The following is a 15,836-nucleotide window of genomic DNA, read 5'->3' as shown; positions in this document are numbered from 1 at the left end:
ATAAAGTAGAAAATATTATCTCTTATACATATGGATGGACTAACAATTCTAATCATAAGGGGGAATTATATGGTTTTACAGTATAAAGAATTTGGAGATTCAAGCTCTCCACTTATGGTTTTTATTCATGGGGGCGGAGTCAGTGGATGGATGTGGGACAAACAAATTAAACATTTCACTAACTTTCACTGCCTTGTTCCTGATTTACCCGAGCAAGGGGAAAATAGTAGTAAGGATCATTTTTCAATACACTTTAGTGCTGAAAAAATCATTGAATTAGTTGAAGAAAAAGGACAAGGCAAAACTGTTATAGTAATCGGTTTTTCGTTAGGTGCTCAAGTATTAATTACAATGCTCAGCATGAAACCAAACTTAATTCAATACGCTATGATAAATAGCGCATTAGTTAAACCAATTCCTTTCGCTAAAACATTAATAAGATCCCTTGGCTTAACCTATCCACTTATAAAGAGTAAGACGTTTTCCAAAATACAAGCAAAATCAATGTACATAGATGAAACACAATTTGATAACTATTATCATGAAAGTTGTCAAATAAGTAAAAATACATTTGTGAGGATATTAGAAGAAAATATGTCGTTTACAATACCAAAAGGTTTCGAGAATGCTAGTAGCAATATATTAGTAACTGTTGGAGAAAACGAAAAAAGAATCATGAAAGACTCGATGACTGCAATCCTTGAAAGCAATCCTACTTGCACAGGTATTATCATTCCTAAAATCGGTCATGGAATCCCTTTAGCAAATCCCAAACTATTTAATAATTTAATTGAAAACTGGCTTAAGCATGATAACCTACCAGAAGAAGTAATGACAGTCAATTGAGTTCCTTATCTTAATAAACCATGTTGTATTTGTAGCTCTAATCCCCCTCGAAGCTGCTTAATCTCAAAATTTTATTAACAAAGGTCTCATTACTTTCAATGAGACCTTTCAATGTTCCCTACTTTTTACGACGTACTACAAAAACACACGTACCTATGGAAGATACAATCGCTAAAACTGATAAGACAATTGCTATTGTTTGCATATTACTTGTACCTTCATTTTTTTCCACACTAGATACTTCACCATGTTCTCCTGTTAATGATGTACCTTTTGCAATCGTAGTAAGTGAATGGGGCTTCTCAGCTTTCTCATCGCCTGTCCATTCAACAATTTCTCCATCTTTATATTGTTGATATGCATTCCAAGCTATTTGTTGCTCTTTATCTGGATTTTTAGCAACGAAAGTAAATCGTTGGAACTGACCAGGTAAAATCCCATCCCCTGTTGCTTCCCATATTACAGTTTTAACTTTTCCAGCTGCATCTTTTTGTTCTTCCACTTTCCACCCTGGCACTGGCTCGTACTGTTGAAACTCGACTCCAGACGGTATTTTCAGTGTGACTTTTGTTGTTGCCATATTCTTTTCAACAGGTACCTTTATCGTATAAGTCTCCCAAGAGCTAACGTCAGAAGTTGCTGGTTTCACAGTTACGTGAGCACTAACAGGTAACGAAAAAATCCCCATTGCAATTATTGTTGCGATCATTGTTGTTCCTAATTTTTTTATACGTTTCATTTTCTATAAACTCCTTTTCATTTATAACGTCTTTTTTATCTGCCACCTACAATAAATTTATAATCCGTATCGAAACTATCAAGAGATTTTGTTAATCCGTGAACTTGTATATTCCAGTTTCCTGTCATGTTAATATACATACCTTCCGCTTCATATTCTCCCGGTGACACTGCCGAAACTTTAAATGAACCTTTGCCCATGTTCATATCTAAAGATTGAGTCGTCAATACAATTTGTTCCATATCAGTAACAGGCTGTCCATTCTCATCCTGCAAAGTAATATGAAATGTATTCTGTCCTACCTTATTAGGACTTACATGTAAAGTAAGTTCATATCCATTATCTAATTGTTTACTCTCTGTAAAAGGTCCCGTAGGAGGCATCGGCGGCGTTTGTACATTTGTCATAAACGCTACGATTACAAAAACGATAATTCCAATGATAAACTCTACTTTCACCGTAGCTCCTAACCTTTGCTGCGCTCGCATTCTCCCTTTCACATAATGAATAATTCCCAATATCCCCATACACACGAATAAAAGTATTTTTGCTAATAAGGCCAATCCATACTTCGTATCAAATAGGGAATGGATCGTGGGAATAAAAAATGTACTGTTAAAAAGACCCGTTAATAAAATCACAATGACAGCACCTGTTGCCCATGGCGAAAAACGCTTAATCGCATCCCAATACATAGTCCACTTGTCATCCTCTTTACGTAACAGAAGAACAATCGATGATAGCCCCCCCATCCATAACGAAGCTGCGAATAAATGCAGAAAGTCCATAACGACAGCAATTTCTTTAAACTTTAATCCATATGCATGACTATTGAAGGCTTTCATAACAAGTAAACCAATAAACAATAGTATTGGAATGCTCCATACTTTAAACGACGAAAGCTTCTCACGCTTCACTGCAAAATATGTAACAATCATAAGCGTACTAATAAGAGCCATTTGAGTGATCCATACATAACCAAAAACAGATAGCTGTAATGTTTCTTTTAATAATATAGGATCAAATGCTTCTAACCATGAAACATCAGCATTTATTTTCGCCTGCAATGGTAGATTGAATAGTAAACTAATAAATATCCCAAATAATGATATCCATATTATTTTCTTACTCCTCGACTGAACTTGACTTGCACTTCCTTTATAAAGGATAAGGTTAAATAATAGAACACCGATAAATAGAGAAAAACTTGTATATAAAATTCCGCGTTCCATAATCAGATCGATTTGGGGAACATAGCCCATCTCTTCTACTTTTATATCATCTGTTCCCGCTTCTGCTGATCCAATACGGAATGGAATAACTCCTTGAATTGGATGTCCATCAGCTGAAATAGCCTTCCACTGAATAGAGTAAAGACCATTTTTGAGATTCTCTTTTAACCCAGCTTCTAATATTTTTTTGTTTTTCTTATCAATATGTGCATCTTTTAAATCTACTCTTTTACCTGAGGTATCTCTTACGAACAATGTATTAAAACTTGAAACTTGTATGTCCTCATCGAATTCAATTTTCACAACAGATGGTGCTTTCTTTAACGTTTCATTTTCAGCAGGATTTGATTTCACAACATACGCATGAGCGGATGCGCTTTTTGGTATCAATATGATCAACACGCACGCAATTAATAGCCATGCCCCTAACCTTCGTATTACTTTCACAATCATTTCACTTCTTTCTTTTTCGTCACTACACTTTCATTACTTTTTACTTCCCAAGTTTTATTTCTTGATAAAATATTAACCTGATTAAGTATAAGGATTTATTTAGTATCACTCTCTATTTATTCCTCACCTCTACGCTTCTAATATAATAGTAGCTACCTTCATAGATATTACTAATATTTTTAAAGTTAATTATCATTATAGCATAAAATATATTTATGTAAGTTCCCTAAGAAGAAAAGTTATCGTGAATCATTTGTGAAGAAAATGTGAAATACATAAAGTGAAACTTTAATCAATGGGACTTTTACGGGCATTCGATCTCCCACCTAACTCCCTCGCATTCTCCGACTTTTGAAGCGGGAATCTTATTGCCAACAAATAGCGGGATAAATAAAAAAGGTATTACGTTATTACGCAACACCCTTTCTCCATAATACACTTCCTTTACTTCTCTTCCGGATAATCACAATAATTAATGATCGTGCCCTCTGTATCCGCTAGGTTAAGATAAATTAATCTTCTACCATGCTTATTCATTCGAAGTGTATGCTCTTCCATTCAAATACCTTGTTCTTTAAATATGTTGTGTTTCAACACATTCTTTCCCTATTTTTAAATTTCATTTTCTTTTTTAGGGTTCATTTCAATTATTTTTAACAGCTGTTGTACCCTTTTATCATATGTATGTTCGATTAGCGTTCTCTTCAGCCCTTCCATCGCAATTTTCTTTCTTTGTGCCGGGTTCGATAAATATCTTTCAGCTTTCTCTATAAAATCAACCGCTGAGGTAAATGTCTCAATTTGTACCCCTGGAATATAACACTTTTCTAAATCTGAACGAATATCCGTCATTTGAAAAGAACCTGTACTAGCTATTTCGAATGTACGATTATTAATAGAACAAGCATTTACTTTTACTCTATTTCTATTAAATGTTAAATCCTCTATCGAGCGATGTATATTCATGTTAATTTTACTTTTTTTGTAATATCCTATACTGTTTTCGTAAACCAAAAATGGTAAAAGTAAAATTTTATCTTTCAATAACTCATAACTTTTTAGTCTATCCCAATTACAACCTATAATTAGAGTGTTTTTAGTCACTAAGTACTCTGCAATTGAATCAATAAATGCGAGCCGATTATCAAAAGCAGTCCCTATGAAACTAATATCAAATATGTATTCCTCTTCCCTAAGTATCGGCGTATATACAGGAGGTTCTGCTGCTAAAGGCAAATAATATACATTATCACAACCTAAATCTTTATAAAAATCAATACATCCTGTATCTTGCGTAAACACATAATCATAATCAAGCACTAAGTTTTTCGTCACATCTGTAAAGTAAGGGTCATCTGTAAGCCAGAGTGCAGTTTTAAAGTTGTATTGTTTTAAATCTTGAATTCCCTTAATTATCCCTTCTTCAAAACCATGAAATACAATAATGAGTGCCGGTTTTATCTTTAAAGCCGTTTTCACCAAGTTTTCGTATGTTACCATCGTTACATTACGAATTGCCTTTTTCAAACTATTATATATAGATTCCTCTAGCGCCGGAAAATAGACAGGAACACTAGATGTAACAAATAATACGTTAAAATTTTCAGCACTATTTGAAATCTCCACAGATAACCACTCTCCAATACATGAAATTCACAATTTATATTATATGTATTGCATAAAATATATAGTTGGTTATAAAGCACTCTTTTTCTTTCATATATTACTGTGCAAAATGAGGATTGCTTACCCTATAGTCGGCTCCATTTGCTCGCAAATACTAAAAAAAATCATGCCCACTCCTACAGGATAGTGGATAGCTTCTCATAATATATATTCAACATTCCGAAATACTTTCGTCGAAATATTGAAAAGTATACAAATAAAAAGGCGTTACATTAGTACGTAACACCTTTCACAAAAATACACTTCCTTTATTTCACTTCCGGATAATCACAATATTCAATAATCGTCCCTTCCGTATCTGCTGGGTTAAGGTAAATTAATCGTCTACCATGCTTATTGATGCGAAGCGTATGTTCTAACGTTCGAATCCCTTGTTCCTTTAATTCTTCTAAAGCTACATCTAAATCGTCTACACGATACGCAACATGATGGACACCTTTCCCTTTTTGCTTTATAAATCGTGCTATTGGAGAAGTTGTATTATTCGTTGGCGCAAGTAATTCGATTCTATCACCATCAACTTCAAGAATAGCTACTTCGCTTTCAACACCAGGTGCTTCACTTACGTATCGATCTATTAAAGTTCCTGATAAAACCTTTTCATAAAAATGTATCGTACTATCTATATCACGAACTGCGATCCCGATATGGTCAATTGTTTTTTTCATTTTATTTCCCCTACTACTTTATTTTTTCTATTCTTATCAATAGTAACAAAAAAAGTTATAGAATCAAATTCTATAACTTTTTTTGTTTAACTTATTTTCTTATTTGCATCAGCTGCTGGTTGCACTCCATTTTTCGTTTTTACAACGCTAATACCATAGCCGATAAATCCACCGATAATCGCTGGGAAGATCCAGCCTAATCCTACTTCCTGCATCGGAAGGAATTTAGTGAACACTTGGCTTACTACTTCAATGTTAACTCCAGCTGCACTTAATCCATCGAATAAGCTGATGATAAATGTTACGATTAAGCTCACTTGATAAACTTCAGCTCTACCTTTGAATAACGAGTGGAAGAATGTTAAGAAAATCAGCACGATTGCTAGTGGATAAATTGCTGTTAATACTGGCACAGAAACTGCAATTAATTGCGTTAATCCAACATTTGCAACAATTGCACTAAATACACATAGCGTGATTGCGATTGCTTTGTAAGGAACATTTGGGAATAACTTATGGAAAAATGAAGAACACGCTGATACAAGTCCCACACTTGTTGTTAAACAAGCAACTGTAATCATTAACCCTAATAATACTCCGCCATATGATCCGAAATAGTAGTTAGAAACTTTCGCTAATACTTCTCCGCCGTTTTCTAAATGTCCAAGCTTCGCAACGCTTGAAGCTCCCATATAAGAAAGAGCTGTATAAATAATTGCTAAAATAGATGCAGCAATCAGTGTTGCTTTTGCACAAACAACCATAATTTGTGTTTTCGTTTTCGCACCTTTTTCTTTAATTGCATTAATAATGATGATCCCAAATACGAACGATGCAAGCGTGTCCATTGTTAAGTATCCTTCTTGGAATCCTTTGAAAAATGCATGTGATGTATACCCTTCAACTGGTGCTTGCATTTCTCCAATCGGATGAATAAAAGCAACAATTACTAAAATACCGATGAATGTTAATTTAATTGGTGTTAAGATTTTCCCAACAATATCGACAATTTTCGCAGGATTTAGCGAAAAAAAACAAGTAATACTAAAGAATATAATTGTAAAAAGAATTAACGGTGTAGAACCTAATCCCTCTGGCATAAACGGCTTAAGACCAATTTCATAAGAAACATTTCCCGTTCTTGGTATTGCAAATAACGGACCGATTGCTAAGTATAAAACTGTTGTAAATACAATCCCAAACACTGGGTGAGCACGACTTGCTAATGACTGTAAATCATCTTTACCTGAAAAACCAAATGCCAATACACCTAGTAATGGTAAACCTACTCCTGTTACTAAAAATCCAGCGTTAGCAATCCATACATTCTCTCCTGCCGATTGACCAAGCATCGCTGGGAATATTAAATTTCCTGCTCCAAAAAATAGTGCAAATAACATTAATCCGATAACTACTATGAACGAAAACGGTACTTTATTCGCCATAATATAACCCCCATTCAAATTTCCTTATTTCATTTTCCAATTTTAACTAATTGAATTTTCTGAATATTTAATTTAAGTATCAACTATTCTTGAACTCATTATAGTTTGATATATAATATTTTGCAATACTATTTTCGAACTTTTCTTTTATTTTATAAATATACATTTTTTTACACGAAAAATAGACTAAAAAACCAACATGGTCATCCATGTTGGTTTTTACATTTACTATCATTAATTAAAATTTCGCCGCTACTTTCTTAACGTTCTCTAAACCTTCTTCAACAATTTGCTGTGAGCGATCTGGATATTGATTGTGTCCTTCAATTACAACTGTCTCTGGATTGGCAATTCCCCAGAACCCAAGTACGTTTGTAACGTAATTAACAGCCATTTCCATAGGAGCCATTTGTTCAGAAGAGTAATCTGAACCACGAGCGCCTAATACAACTACTTTCTTATCACCAACTAAACCTTCTGGACCGTTCGCTGTATATTTAAACGTTTTTCCGGCTTGAGAAAGGTATGAAATATATGTGATTAATGGTGCGGGTACTGTGAAGTTCCATAATGGGAACGCAAATACAACTTTATCAGCTTCTAAAAACTGATTTAAATATTGATCTACTGTTGCTACAGCCTTCTCTTCTTCAGCTGTTAACTCCATTCCTTGACTACGTTTATATCCACCTGAAATTGCGATATTTCCGTAATACGGAAGATCTAATGCAAATAAATCTAACTCCGTAATTTCTGTATTTGGGTTCGCTTCTTTATAAGCACTTACAAATGTTTCATACATTTTCGAACTAATTGCTTGCTCCGCTGGACGATCGTTTGCTTTTACAAATAATACTTTTGACATTGTTTTATTCCCCTCTACTTTTGTATTTTCTTCTTTTTTACCAAACAATGAGCTAAATAATCCCATTTTCTTCACCTAAACTTTCTTATCATATTCATTATTCATCATCATAAAAATTCTTATTCTAATAAAAAGTTCCAATTGATACCTTAACCTGAGCAAATTAAAACTTTTTGTTATTTAATTACCTTATGTAAGTGATTGTAATATATCCACTTACTTTAGTCAAGTAACTTTTTAAAAAGAAGAAAATCTCGAATTAAAAATATTTAATAAAGATATTTCCTCAGTCAAAATGATTAATTCAAAAACACATAAGTAAAATACCTTGTATAATATGACTAAAGAGGGAAATTCATCTATAGAGAGGATTAATTAATGAGTACTTTAGAAAAGATTCAAACCTTTATCATTCTTGCAGCTGTTATATTCGGGGTTATATTAGGACAATTTAATATGGTACATATGTATTCGGAAAAATTTATTGTCCCCTTCTTATTTTTAATGCTTTATGGATTATTCCTTAGCATTCCATTAAAGGATATAAAAAATGGATTCCGCAACTTAAAATTCGCTGGAACAAGCCTAGGTATTAACTTTATATGGACACCTCTTCTCGCTTGGGGATTAGGCGCATTATTTCTTTCAGATCACCCAGCACTTTGGGTTGGCTTTATTATGTTAATGGTTACTCCGTGTACAGACTGGTATTTAATTTTCACAGAGATCGCAAAAGGTAACGTCGCATTATCTACATCAATTCTACCGGTAAATTTAATTTTACAAGTATTATTGCTGCCAATTTATTTGTTTTTATTTGCTGGTGTAATGAAAACTGTAGCGGTTTCTGTTTTAGTAGAAAGTATTGTTATCGTAATCTTCTTACCATTTTTACTTGCGCACGCTACAAAATTCATTATGCATAAAATGAAAAAAGTTGAAACACTTGAGAATAAACTCATTCCATTTTTCAGCTCTTCCCAAATTGTATTTTTAAGTTTAGCAATAGTAGCGATGTTCGCCTCACAAGGTAAGTACTTATTACAAAATATGAATGTTGTTTTATTGTTACTTATACCAGTATTACTGTTCTTCATGATTAACTTTATACTAGGACAGTTTGTAGGACGTATGATGCATTTATCCTATGAAGACACTGCCAGCCTCAGCTTAACAACATTAGCGAGAAACTCGCCTGTTGCACTCGCTATTGCTGTAACAGCTTTTCCAGACGAGCCTCTTATTGCACTTGCACTCGTTATTGGGCCGTTAATTGAGTTGCCCGTTCTGACTTGTGTTTCACAAGTGTTATTGCTTATCAAGAAAAAGCAGCAATACACATAAAAAAGCGTCCTACTTTGGGACGTTTTTTTTGTCGAGAAATTATAGAAGTAACGATAATTATCGGCTTTAAGGATTTTATACGTTATAGAAAATTAATTTATCGTTACATTAACAAAGTCTTTCTAATTAAACATTATAGGAAAAGTAAATATAACGAAAGCTGCCCAAAGTCCGTAGATTGGCAAATACTTCGTAACAGCATCTTGGATAGCTGTCGGTCCTGATTTATTTTGTAGAAAACGCATATAGGAAAACATAATCCAAATGAGATTCGCCCAAATCAGTATGTTTACGCCTAAAACAGCAAGTCTATTAGGTGTAATCCCGAAAGAAGAAAGTCTGAATACGATAGCTGACAAAGCGACAGTGTCAATAATAAGCGCCAGAACAATTAAGGCAAAATTTATATAATCTGAAATGCTCTTTTTCTCATCTGAATCACTCTCAACGATAGAAAATATAGTAACAGCCAGTACACCAAGGAGTATTCCGTTGAAGGCCATTAGGAAATTGCGGTCCAAGAACGGATTTTTCCCGACCCATATAACCGTTATAAGATAGATCAACAATGTGATCAGGACGAGAGGACTAAAAATTTTAGATATGTATGGTGTAATATTTTTAGCAAGTTTAAGATTCAATGATACTAAGTATGCAGCCACTACAGCGAGAGCGGCAGCTCCAAATAAAACAACATTACTAAAATAGAATTCTCCTATATCCAAGTCAACAAAGCTAAATAATCGCATAGTGAATACTGCTAGTATCATTCCGCTCACTGCCATGCTCGCGTAGAGAAGACAATATTCTAAATTAAATTTAATATAAGCTAATCTTGTACTGCCTTTTGAATATTCATTTCCCGTAAACGCAAGTCCCAATAAGACCCATAACAATATAGGAAGATGTAAATAAGCAAGGATACTGCTGTCTTTATAATTTAATGGCAACATATTAAGATACAACCCGGAAATCAGGAATAACGATGCAAGGAAATAAATAATACTTTTTTCCGGAGTATTATTGTAAACAAAATAGGCAGCGATAAAGGGAATTATACCAAAAGCCAGGTTAATTGGAGCAATTGCTTCCTGCTCGACAAAGTGGAAAATGATTCTAGTGCTTATCCCAGCTAGAATAGCTAACATGCCCATGAATAAGAAACCTTTTTGAAACAGCGATATTTTTTCTTTATTTGCCGTCTCCTTGAAATGCAATCTTTCATACCAAGTAGCTAGCACCTGAGAATCAGGGTTTTCATCCCATGCTTGTGAGAATGATTTTTTAAAAGCTTTCGGGTCTTTTCTATACATTCTCTCCAGCTCATGAGGCTTATCAATATTTTCAATAATAAAATTGTTAATTTCCATAGTTATACCTCCTCTAATTTTAAAAACAACGCTGTTACCTTTTCCATAAAAAGCACCTCACTTATTTATTCTGATTTTGATTTTATTATATATTTTATTGTTTTACAATAAAATTTTATTATTTTATATAATATTTTTGTTGTATATTTTCATTCCAAGCAAAAACAAAAAGCATTCCTCATTCAAAGAAATGCTCTATAACTTTTTATAAACATCGGTGTAAGCTACTTTCAGCTGTTCTCTTCATTGCTTGTTTTTATTTTCTAATTTCTTATTTTTCCTTTATATAAAAGAAATGATATAAACGTCCAATTTAACAACACCTTTTCAAACAATTATTTCAAATAAATTTTAGTGCTAGTATACAAAACTCTGTAATTATAAAATAAAAAAGCATGACATAAAATTGTCATGCTTTTTCTTTTATATCTATATTTTTAAACCTAATATAGAACATTTTACTCGGGAAAGAGCTTTTTCATTTGTTGAAACCACTTATGTCCTTATATAAAAAGCTCTTTACTAATAAGTAATGTAATTACTGCGTTTTTCAAATTAGTAAAGAACTTTTTATCCCGGCTCAATTTTTCGTAAGATGTCTTTATTACTTGATTGGAGGCTATTTTTGCTTTGTTCATATCTCCTAATCAGCCATTTCCCAAAATTGAGATGCTACTTTGGAAATTCTTTGGTCTTTTAATTTTACTATTACAGGCTCTAACTGAAAATCAAATTGTTTCAATTCAAAAAGCGTTGTATGTTCTAAAAATGATGATGTGTAATCCATTCTTGGAATAACGGATAATCCTAGTCCTCTACTAACAAGTGCTACAACCATCCTTATATCTTTACACTCGATAATGATATTTGGCTTGACTTGATGTTCATCAAATACTTTGAAAAGGTCTTCATTGAAGGAGAGTCCTTCCATTGCTCCTAGCATAATGAATGGAAACTGGGCAATCTGTTCAATCGTCACATGCTGTGATGAAAACGATGCTGCCCAACTTGATGGAATAATCACAGCGGTTGGTTGTTTTTTTAATATTTTCATCGCATATTGTTCACTATTGCCCAATCGTAAAAGTAAGGCAACATCAATTTCTCTTTGTTCTAGTCTTTTTAATAATTCTTCTGAATTTCCAGTTACTATTTTTATTTTGACATTAGGGTATTGTGTTCTAAACGTACTAACATAGTCAATGAGCATATTCGAACATGTAGACGATACACCGATACTTACTGTTCCGCCTATACCTTGTTCAATTTCTTGAATTTGCTGCTTTACATCTTGAATTTGCATTAACATTTGATTGGCATATTGGTATAGTATTTCACCTGTTGCTGTAAGCTCCCATTTTTGACGATATCGATGAATTAAAGTTGTGCCAAGATCAGTTTCAAGCTTTTTTAATAATTGGCTAAGTGGGGGCTGCGCGATATGGAGCACTTCTGCTGCCTTAGAAATGCTTCCTTGTTTCACAATTTCTTTAAAGTAATATAATTGCCTGAAATCCATTGTATCTCTCCATCATATGTTTTTTGATATAATTAGTTTATCATATATATATTTTTCATATGTCGAATTTAGCGTTATATTTAATTCTATAGCTATAGTCTTTATATTGATAATATTAACTAGAAAGTGAGAGATACTATGAATCATTGGAGCAGAACCTTGAAGCGCATCATCTTATACGTGCTCGGGTTATTTTTTATGTCGATTGGCATTAGCATGTCGATTCAAGCAGGATTTGGTGTATCGCCTGTGTCATCATTAGCATATGCAAGTACGCTAACGATTGGTTTATCGGTTGGTGTGACAATGGCGCTTGCAAATGTTTTATACATTATTATTCAAGTGATATTAAGTAAACGAATGGAGTTAAATGAATTTGTGAGTCAATTCATTATTTCGTTTTTATTTGGTTTTTTCATGGATGCAACACTCTTCCTTGTACAACTTTTCCCTGCACCTGAAACTCTCCTTGCTCGAAGTGTATATTTAATTGTTAGTTTATTTGTTATAGCGGTCGGTTTAATGGGCTATACAACAGCGAAACTGCCATTAATGCCGTATGATGCGTTAACTTATGCAATTAGTGAAAAATTTAACTTAAAATTCGGTAAAGCAAAAATTTTGAGCGATTTAATAAACATTTGTGTGGCTGGTGCAATCTGTATAGTTTTCATTCAATCATTAGGCTCAATCGGAATCGGCACATTAATTGCCGCCTATTTTATCGGCAAAATTTTAGGGTGGATGATACCGTATTATCAACCACCTCTCCAACAATGGGTATTTAAAACAGAAAAGGCTGTCTAAGGAATCATAATAAAGTACAGGAAAAATAGATGAATCAAATTCCTCAGCCGAAATCAAATAATGAATTTTACACCTTACCAAGTGCCAGTCCACATTAGGAATGGCACTTCTTTATTATTGCCTTTTCTTTGACCTTCTATCACTTTGGTTAAATGATAAAACAAACATTGTATTAAAACTAACCTGCCGTTTAGTTAAAGAAGGATCTTTAAACAACTTTTTTATATTTCAAAAAACTTTATTGCTACTTAACACTATTTCATACCATCTTTTCAAACAATTATTTCAAATAAATTTTAGTGCTAGTATACAAAACTCTGTAATTATAAAATAAAAAAGCATGACATAAAATTGTCATGCTTTTTCTTTTCTATCTATATTTTCAAACCTAATACAGCACATTTTACTCGGGAAAGAGCTTTTTCATTTGTTAAAACCACTTAATTCTCAAACACAAAATTAATCTTATTATCTTTCCACTCTAACTTCGCATCAAACGTTTTCTCGCCTTTTTTAAAGCCTTTAATTAAATCGGTCTTCTCACCTTTTAATAGTTTCGTCATGTTTTTTTGCGAAATAGCTTTGCTTAAAATCTTCTTCGAGATGGTAAAGTCACATTGTGTTGTATTGTAGTTAGAACAACCGTAAAACGTCGACTTATCAATAACATCGCCATCGCATTTTTTACAGTTCCCGACCTTTTTACCTGTTGTAAATTTCGATCCTTTTCGTTCAATCGATTCAACATGTAATCCGGTGAAATCCCATTTCTCCGACATTTCTACCGCATCTTCAATAATTTTAGCTGATAGCTTTTTCGTTTGCTCCATAAATGTCGCTGGTGAAGCTGTACCTTCTCCAATTTCCGCAAGGCGTTGCTCCCATTTTGCTGTCATTTCTGGTGAAGCTAGTATTTTATCACCCATTGCTGTAATTAATACTTTCCCTTTATCGGTTGCATACACTTGGTTTTTCTGCACATCTATATATTTACGATCTTTCAGCATTGTAATAATACCTGCACGAGTTGCCTCAGTACCTAAACCTTCTGTTTTCTTTAATACTTTCTCAAGCTCTTCATTCTCTAAATACTTACCGGCTGTTTTCATTAACGTAATAAGTTGTCCTTCTGTATAACGCTTCGGTGGCTGTGTTTTTCCTTCTTTCACTTTCACCTTTACAACTTTTCCTTGTTCACCTTCAGCTACAATCGGAAGAATCGTTTCGTCATCTTTATCGTCTTGGAAAATAACTTTACGCCAACCTTCTTGTATTTGCTGTTTTCCTTTCGAAATGAACGCAGCACGTTCGTCTACAAGAGTTGTAATTGTTGTATAGTCAAAGATTGCTACTTCATAATGCGCCGCAATCAGCCTTCTTACGATCATATCGTAAATTTTCTTTTCATCACCTGATAGTTTGCTTGGATTTGTAACTTGCTCTGTCGGTATAATTGCGTAGTGATCTGTAACTTTCTTTTCATTCACATAACGCTTATTGTTCATAATCGATTCAATTGGTGCTGGCAATAAACCTTTATATTCATCAAACTGACTTAACTTCTGTAAAATATCAGGGAATGTCGCTGCTTCTCCTTGTGTAACATAGTTAGAATCCGAACGAGGATAAGAGACTATCCCTTTTTGATATAGTGCTTGTGTTATATCAAGCGTCTTTTTCGGTGAAAATTTAAAGGCTTTATTCGCTGTCGCTTGCAGTGCTGATAAATTAAATAAAAACGGCGGCTGAAACTCTTTACGCTCCGTTTTCATTTCTTTTACTACAGCCGGTTTATTTTGACAAAACGCTGCAATTTTATTTGCCAAATCAGGATCATTTAAGCGGGACTCATTATCTTTCTCCCATTTCCCCTCATACTTCTTTCCTTCTATATTAAAGGTTGCGAATACTTCCCAAAACGGCTCTGATTTAAAGTTTTCAATTTCCTTCTCACGCTTTACAATGAGTGCTAATGTTGGTGTTTGTACACGACCAGCGGAAAATACATCGTTCATTCCTTTTTTCTTTAGCAAAATACTAAAGACACGCGATGCATTCATACCAACGACCCAGTCGGCGCAAGATCTTGTATATGCTTCGTAATACGTATTAATCGTATCTGCTTCATCTAGTAAGTTTTTAAATCCTTGATAAATAGCTTGTTTCGTTAAAGATGAAATCCAAAGACGCTTCATTGGCTTTTGCACGTTGCAAAGATTAATAATGTTTCGTACGATCAATTCCCCTTCACGACCAGCATCGCCCGCGTGAATAATTTCTGTTACCTGAGGATTATGTAACAGCTGTTTCACAACGTTAAATTGCTTATATTTTGACTTTGTTACTTCAAATTGAAAACGTTCTGGAATCATTGGTAACGTATTAAGTGACCATTTTTTCCACTCTGCATGATAATGTTCTGGATTACATAACTGCGTCAAATGACCAATTGCCCATGTACAGTACGCTCCATTTGGAAATAACTCATTTGCTTCTACTTCTAAATACCCATCTTTCCGGCGATATTTAAACTGTGAAACAAGAGCCAAACCTTGATCTGGTTTCTCGGCGATAATTAATTTCATTTTATAACTCCCTATCTGTATTCCAGTGTTACTTTCATTGTCTATATGTTTAGAAGCGATGATAAAACAACAATCTTATTTATCATTCGCGGTTTGCCTCACAAATGTGAGACCTATAATATTATACGCTTATTCTTAAGAGCTTCACAATAGAAACTCATTATATAACAACCTCTTTCGCATACTCACAAACAAAAAAGACGTCCAAAAATCGAGCGTCCTTTCCATTCACTACTATTTGCTTTCATATATTCTATAAAATTTTAAATATAACAAT

General features: G+C 33.7%; 12 protein-coding genes and 1 pseudogene. 3 read left to right on the top strand and 10 right to left on the bottom strand.

The window, feature by feature from the left end; genetic code table 11:
• Window positions 1-69: 69 nt before the first annotated feature.
• The gene (locus ABH957_RS08350; protein WP_404510955.1) at window positions 70-846 is read left to right on the top strand and encodes an alpha/beta fold hydrolase; all 777 of its coding nucleotides are present in this window, start codon (window positions 70-72) and stop codon (window positions 844-846) included.
• 118 nt (window positions 847-964) lie between these two features.
• Here ABH957_RS08350 and ABH957_RS08345 read toward each other — a convergent pair whose 3' ends face one another.
• The 7 genes and pseudogenes from ABH957_RS08345 to ABH957_RS08315 form a co-directional block, all read right to left on the bottom strand.
• A complete protein-coding gene (locus tag ABH957_RS08345) occupies window positions 965-1,585 on the bottom strand; it encodes a YcnI family copper-binding membrane protein (RefSeq protein ID WP_404449485.1) in 621 nt (206 codons plus the stop codon).
• 35 nt (window positions 1,586-1,620) lie between these two features.
• Window positions 1,621-3,270 (bottom strand): copper resistance CopC/CopD family protein, encoded by a 1,650-nt coding sequence (locus tag ABH957_RS08340; RefSeq protein WP_404510953.1) that lies wholly within the window; start codon window positions 3,268-3,270, stop codon window positions 1,621-1,623.
• Between the two features lie 444 nt (window positions 3,271-3,714).
• Window positions 3,715-3,822 (bottom strand): annotated as a pseudogene (locus ABH957_RS08335) (glyoxalase); the annotation flags it as partial.
• Window positions 3,823-3,882: 60 nt separating this feature from the next.
• The gene (locus tag ABH957_RS08330; RefSeq protein WP_002012286.1) at window positions 3,883-4,896 is read right to left on the bottom strand and encodes a CgeB family protein; all 1,014 of its coding nucleotides are present in this window, start codon (window positions 4,894-4,896) and stop codon (window positions 3,883-3,885) included.
• Between the two features lie 308 nt (window positions 4,897-5,204).
• Window positions 5,205-5,624, bottom strand: a complete 420-nt coding sequence (locus tag ABH957_RS08325) for a VOC family protein (RefSeq protein WP_002086225.1) — start codon at window positions 5,622-5,624, stop codon at window positions 5,205-5,207.
• Between the two features lie 86 nt (window positions 5,625-5,710).
• Window positions 5,711-7,069, bottom strand: coding sequence for a branched-chain amino acid transport system II carrier protein (gene brnQ, locus ABH957_RS08320; RefSeq protein ID WP_002135709.1), 1,359 nt, complete (start codon window positions 7,067-7,069; stop codon window positions 5,711-5,713).
• A 238-nt stretch (window positions 7,070-7,307) separates the two neighbouring features.
• Complete coding sequence (locus ABH957_RS08315) at window positions 7,308-8,000, bottom strand: FMN-dependent NADH-azoreductase (protein ID WP_201051853.1); 693 nt, start codon at window positions 7,998-8,000, stop codon at window positions 7,308-7,310.
• Between the two features lie 312 nt (window positions 8,001-8,312).
• Here ABH957_RS08315 and ABH957_RS08310 point away from each other — a divergent pair, with 312 nt between their 5' ends.
• Window positions 8,313-9,278 (top strand): arsenic resistance protein, encoded by a 966-nt coding sequence (locus ABH957_RS08310; RefSeq protein ID WP_404456381.1) that lies wholly within the window; start codon window positions 8,313-8,315, stop codon window positions 9,276-9,278.
• Between the two features lie 122 nt (window positions 9,279-9,400).
• Here the strand turns inward: ABH957_RS08310 and ABH957_RS08305 are convergent, their stop codons facing one another.
• Together ABH957_RS08305 and ABH957_RS08300 are read right to left on the bottom strand one after the other, a co-directional pair.
• A complete protein-coding gene (locus tag ABH957_RS08305; RefSeq protein ID WP_404456378.1) occupies window positions 9,401-10,648 on the bottom strand; it encodes a DUF4153 domain-containing protein in 1,248 nt (415 codons plus the stop codon).
• Window positions 10,649-11,291: 643 nt separating this feature from the next.
• Window positions 11,292-12,167 (bottom strand): LysR family transcriptional regulator, encoded by an 876-nt coding sequence (locus ABH957_RS08300; RefSeq protein WP_372488993.1) that lies wholly within the window; start codon window positions 12,165-12,167, stop codon window positions 11,292-11,294.
• A gap of 138 nt (window positions 12,168-12,305) precedes the next feature.
• On the opposite strand from ABH957_RS08300, the gene ABH957_RS08295 reads away from it, so the two are divergent.
• Entirely contained in the window at window positions 12,306-12,974 is a 669-nt protein-coding gene (locus tag ABH957_RS08295; RefSeq protein ID WP_033708127.1) for a YczE/YyaS/YitT family protein, read from the top strand.
• Window positions 12,975-13,414: 440 nt separating this feature from the next.
• Here the strand turns inward: ABH957_RS08295 and topB are convergent, their stop codons facing one another.
• Window positions 13,415-15,559 carry a DNA topoisomerase III gene (gene topB / locus ABH957_RS08290; RefSeq protein WP_404510951.1) on the bottom strand — a complete coding sequence of 715 codons (2,145 nt, stop codon included), beginning with the start codon at window positions 15,557-15,559 and terminating at the stop codon, window positions 13,415-13,417.
• Window positions 15,560-15,836 lie beyond the last annotated feature (277 nt).

Origin of the sequence: Bacillus sp. RC242, from assembly GCF_044908245.1 — a bacterium.
GTDB classification, from domain to species: Bacteria; Bacillota; Bacilli; order Bacillales; family Bacillaceae_G; genus Bacillus_A; species Bacillus_A mycoides.
This window is presented reverse-complemented; position numbering and strand designations above follow the sequence as displayed.

What these genes read in the sequence shown, in the direction of transcription:
- ABH957_RS08340 (WP_404510953.1), bottom strand. Translation starts at nt 3,270, where the DNA reads ATGATTGTGAAAGTAATACGAAGGTTAGGGGCATGGCTATTAATTGCG.
- ABH957_RS08295 (WP_033708127.1), top strand. Translation starts at nt 12,306, where the DNA reads ATGAATCATTGGAGCAGAACCTTGAAGCGCATCATCTTATACGTGCTC.
- ABH957_RS08310 (WP_404456381.1), top strand. Translation starts at nt 8,313, where the DNA reads ATGAGTACTTTAGAAAAGATTCAAACCTTTATCATTCTTGCAGCTGTT.
- ABH957_RS08305 (WP_404456378.1), bottom strand. Translation starts at nt 10,648, where the DNA reads ATGGAAATTAACAATTTTATTATTGAAAATATTGATAAGCCTCATGAG.
- ABH957_RS08350 (WP_404510955.1), top strand. Translation starts at nt 70, where the DNA reads ATGGTTTTACAGTATAAAGAATTTGGAGATTCAAGCTCTCCACTTATG.
- ABH957_RS08345 (WP_404449485.1), bottom strand. Translation starts at nt 1,585, where the DNA reads ATGAAACGTATAAAAAAATTAGGAACAACAATGATCGCAACAATAATT.
- ABH957_RS08300 (WP_372488993.1), bottom strand. Translation starts at nt 12,167, where the DNA reads ATGGATTTCAGGCAATTATATTACTTTAAAGAAATTGTGAAACAAGGA.
- ABH957_RS08325 (WP_002086225.1), bottom strand. Translation starts at nt 5,624, where the DNA reads ATGAAAAAAACAATTGACCATATCGGGATCGCAGTTCGTGATATAGAT.
- topB (WP_404510951.1), bottom strand. Translation starts at nt 15,559, where the DNA reads ATGAAATTAATTATCGCCGAGAAACCAGATCAAGGTTTGGCTCTTGTT.
- ABH957_RS08315 (WP_201051853.1), bottom strand. Translation starts at nt 8,000, where the DNA reads ATGGGATTATTTAGCTCATTGTTTGGTAAAAAAGAAGAAAATACAAAA.
- brnQ (WP_002135709.1), bottom strand. Translation starts at nt 7,069, where the DNA reads ATGGCGAATAAAGTACCGTTTTCGTTCATAGTAGTTATCGGATTAATG.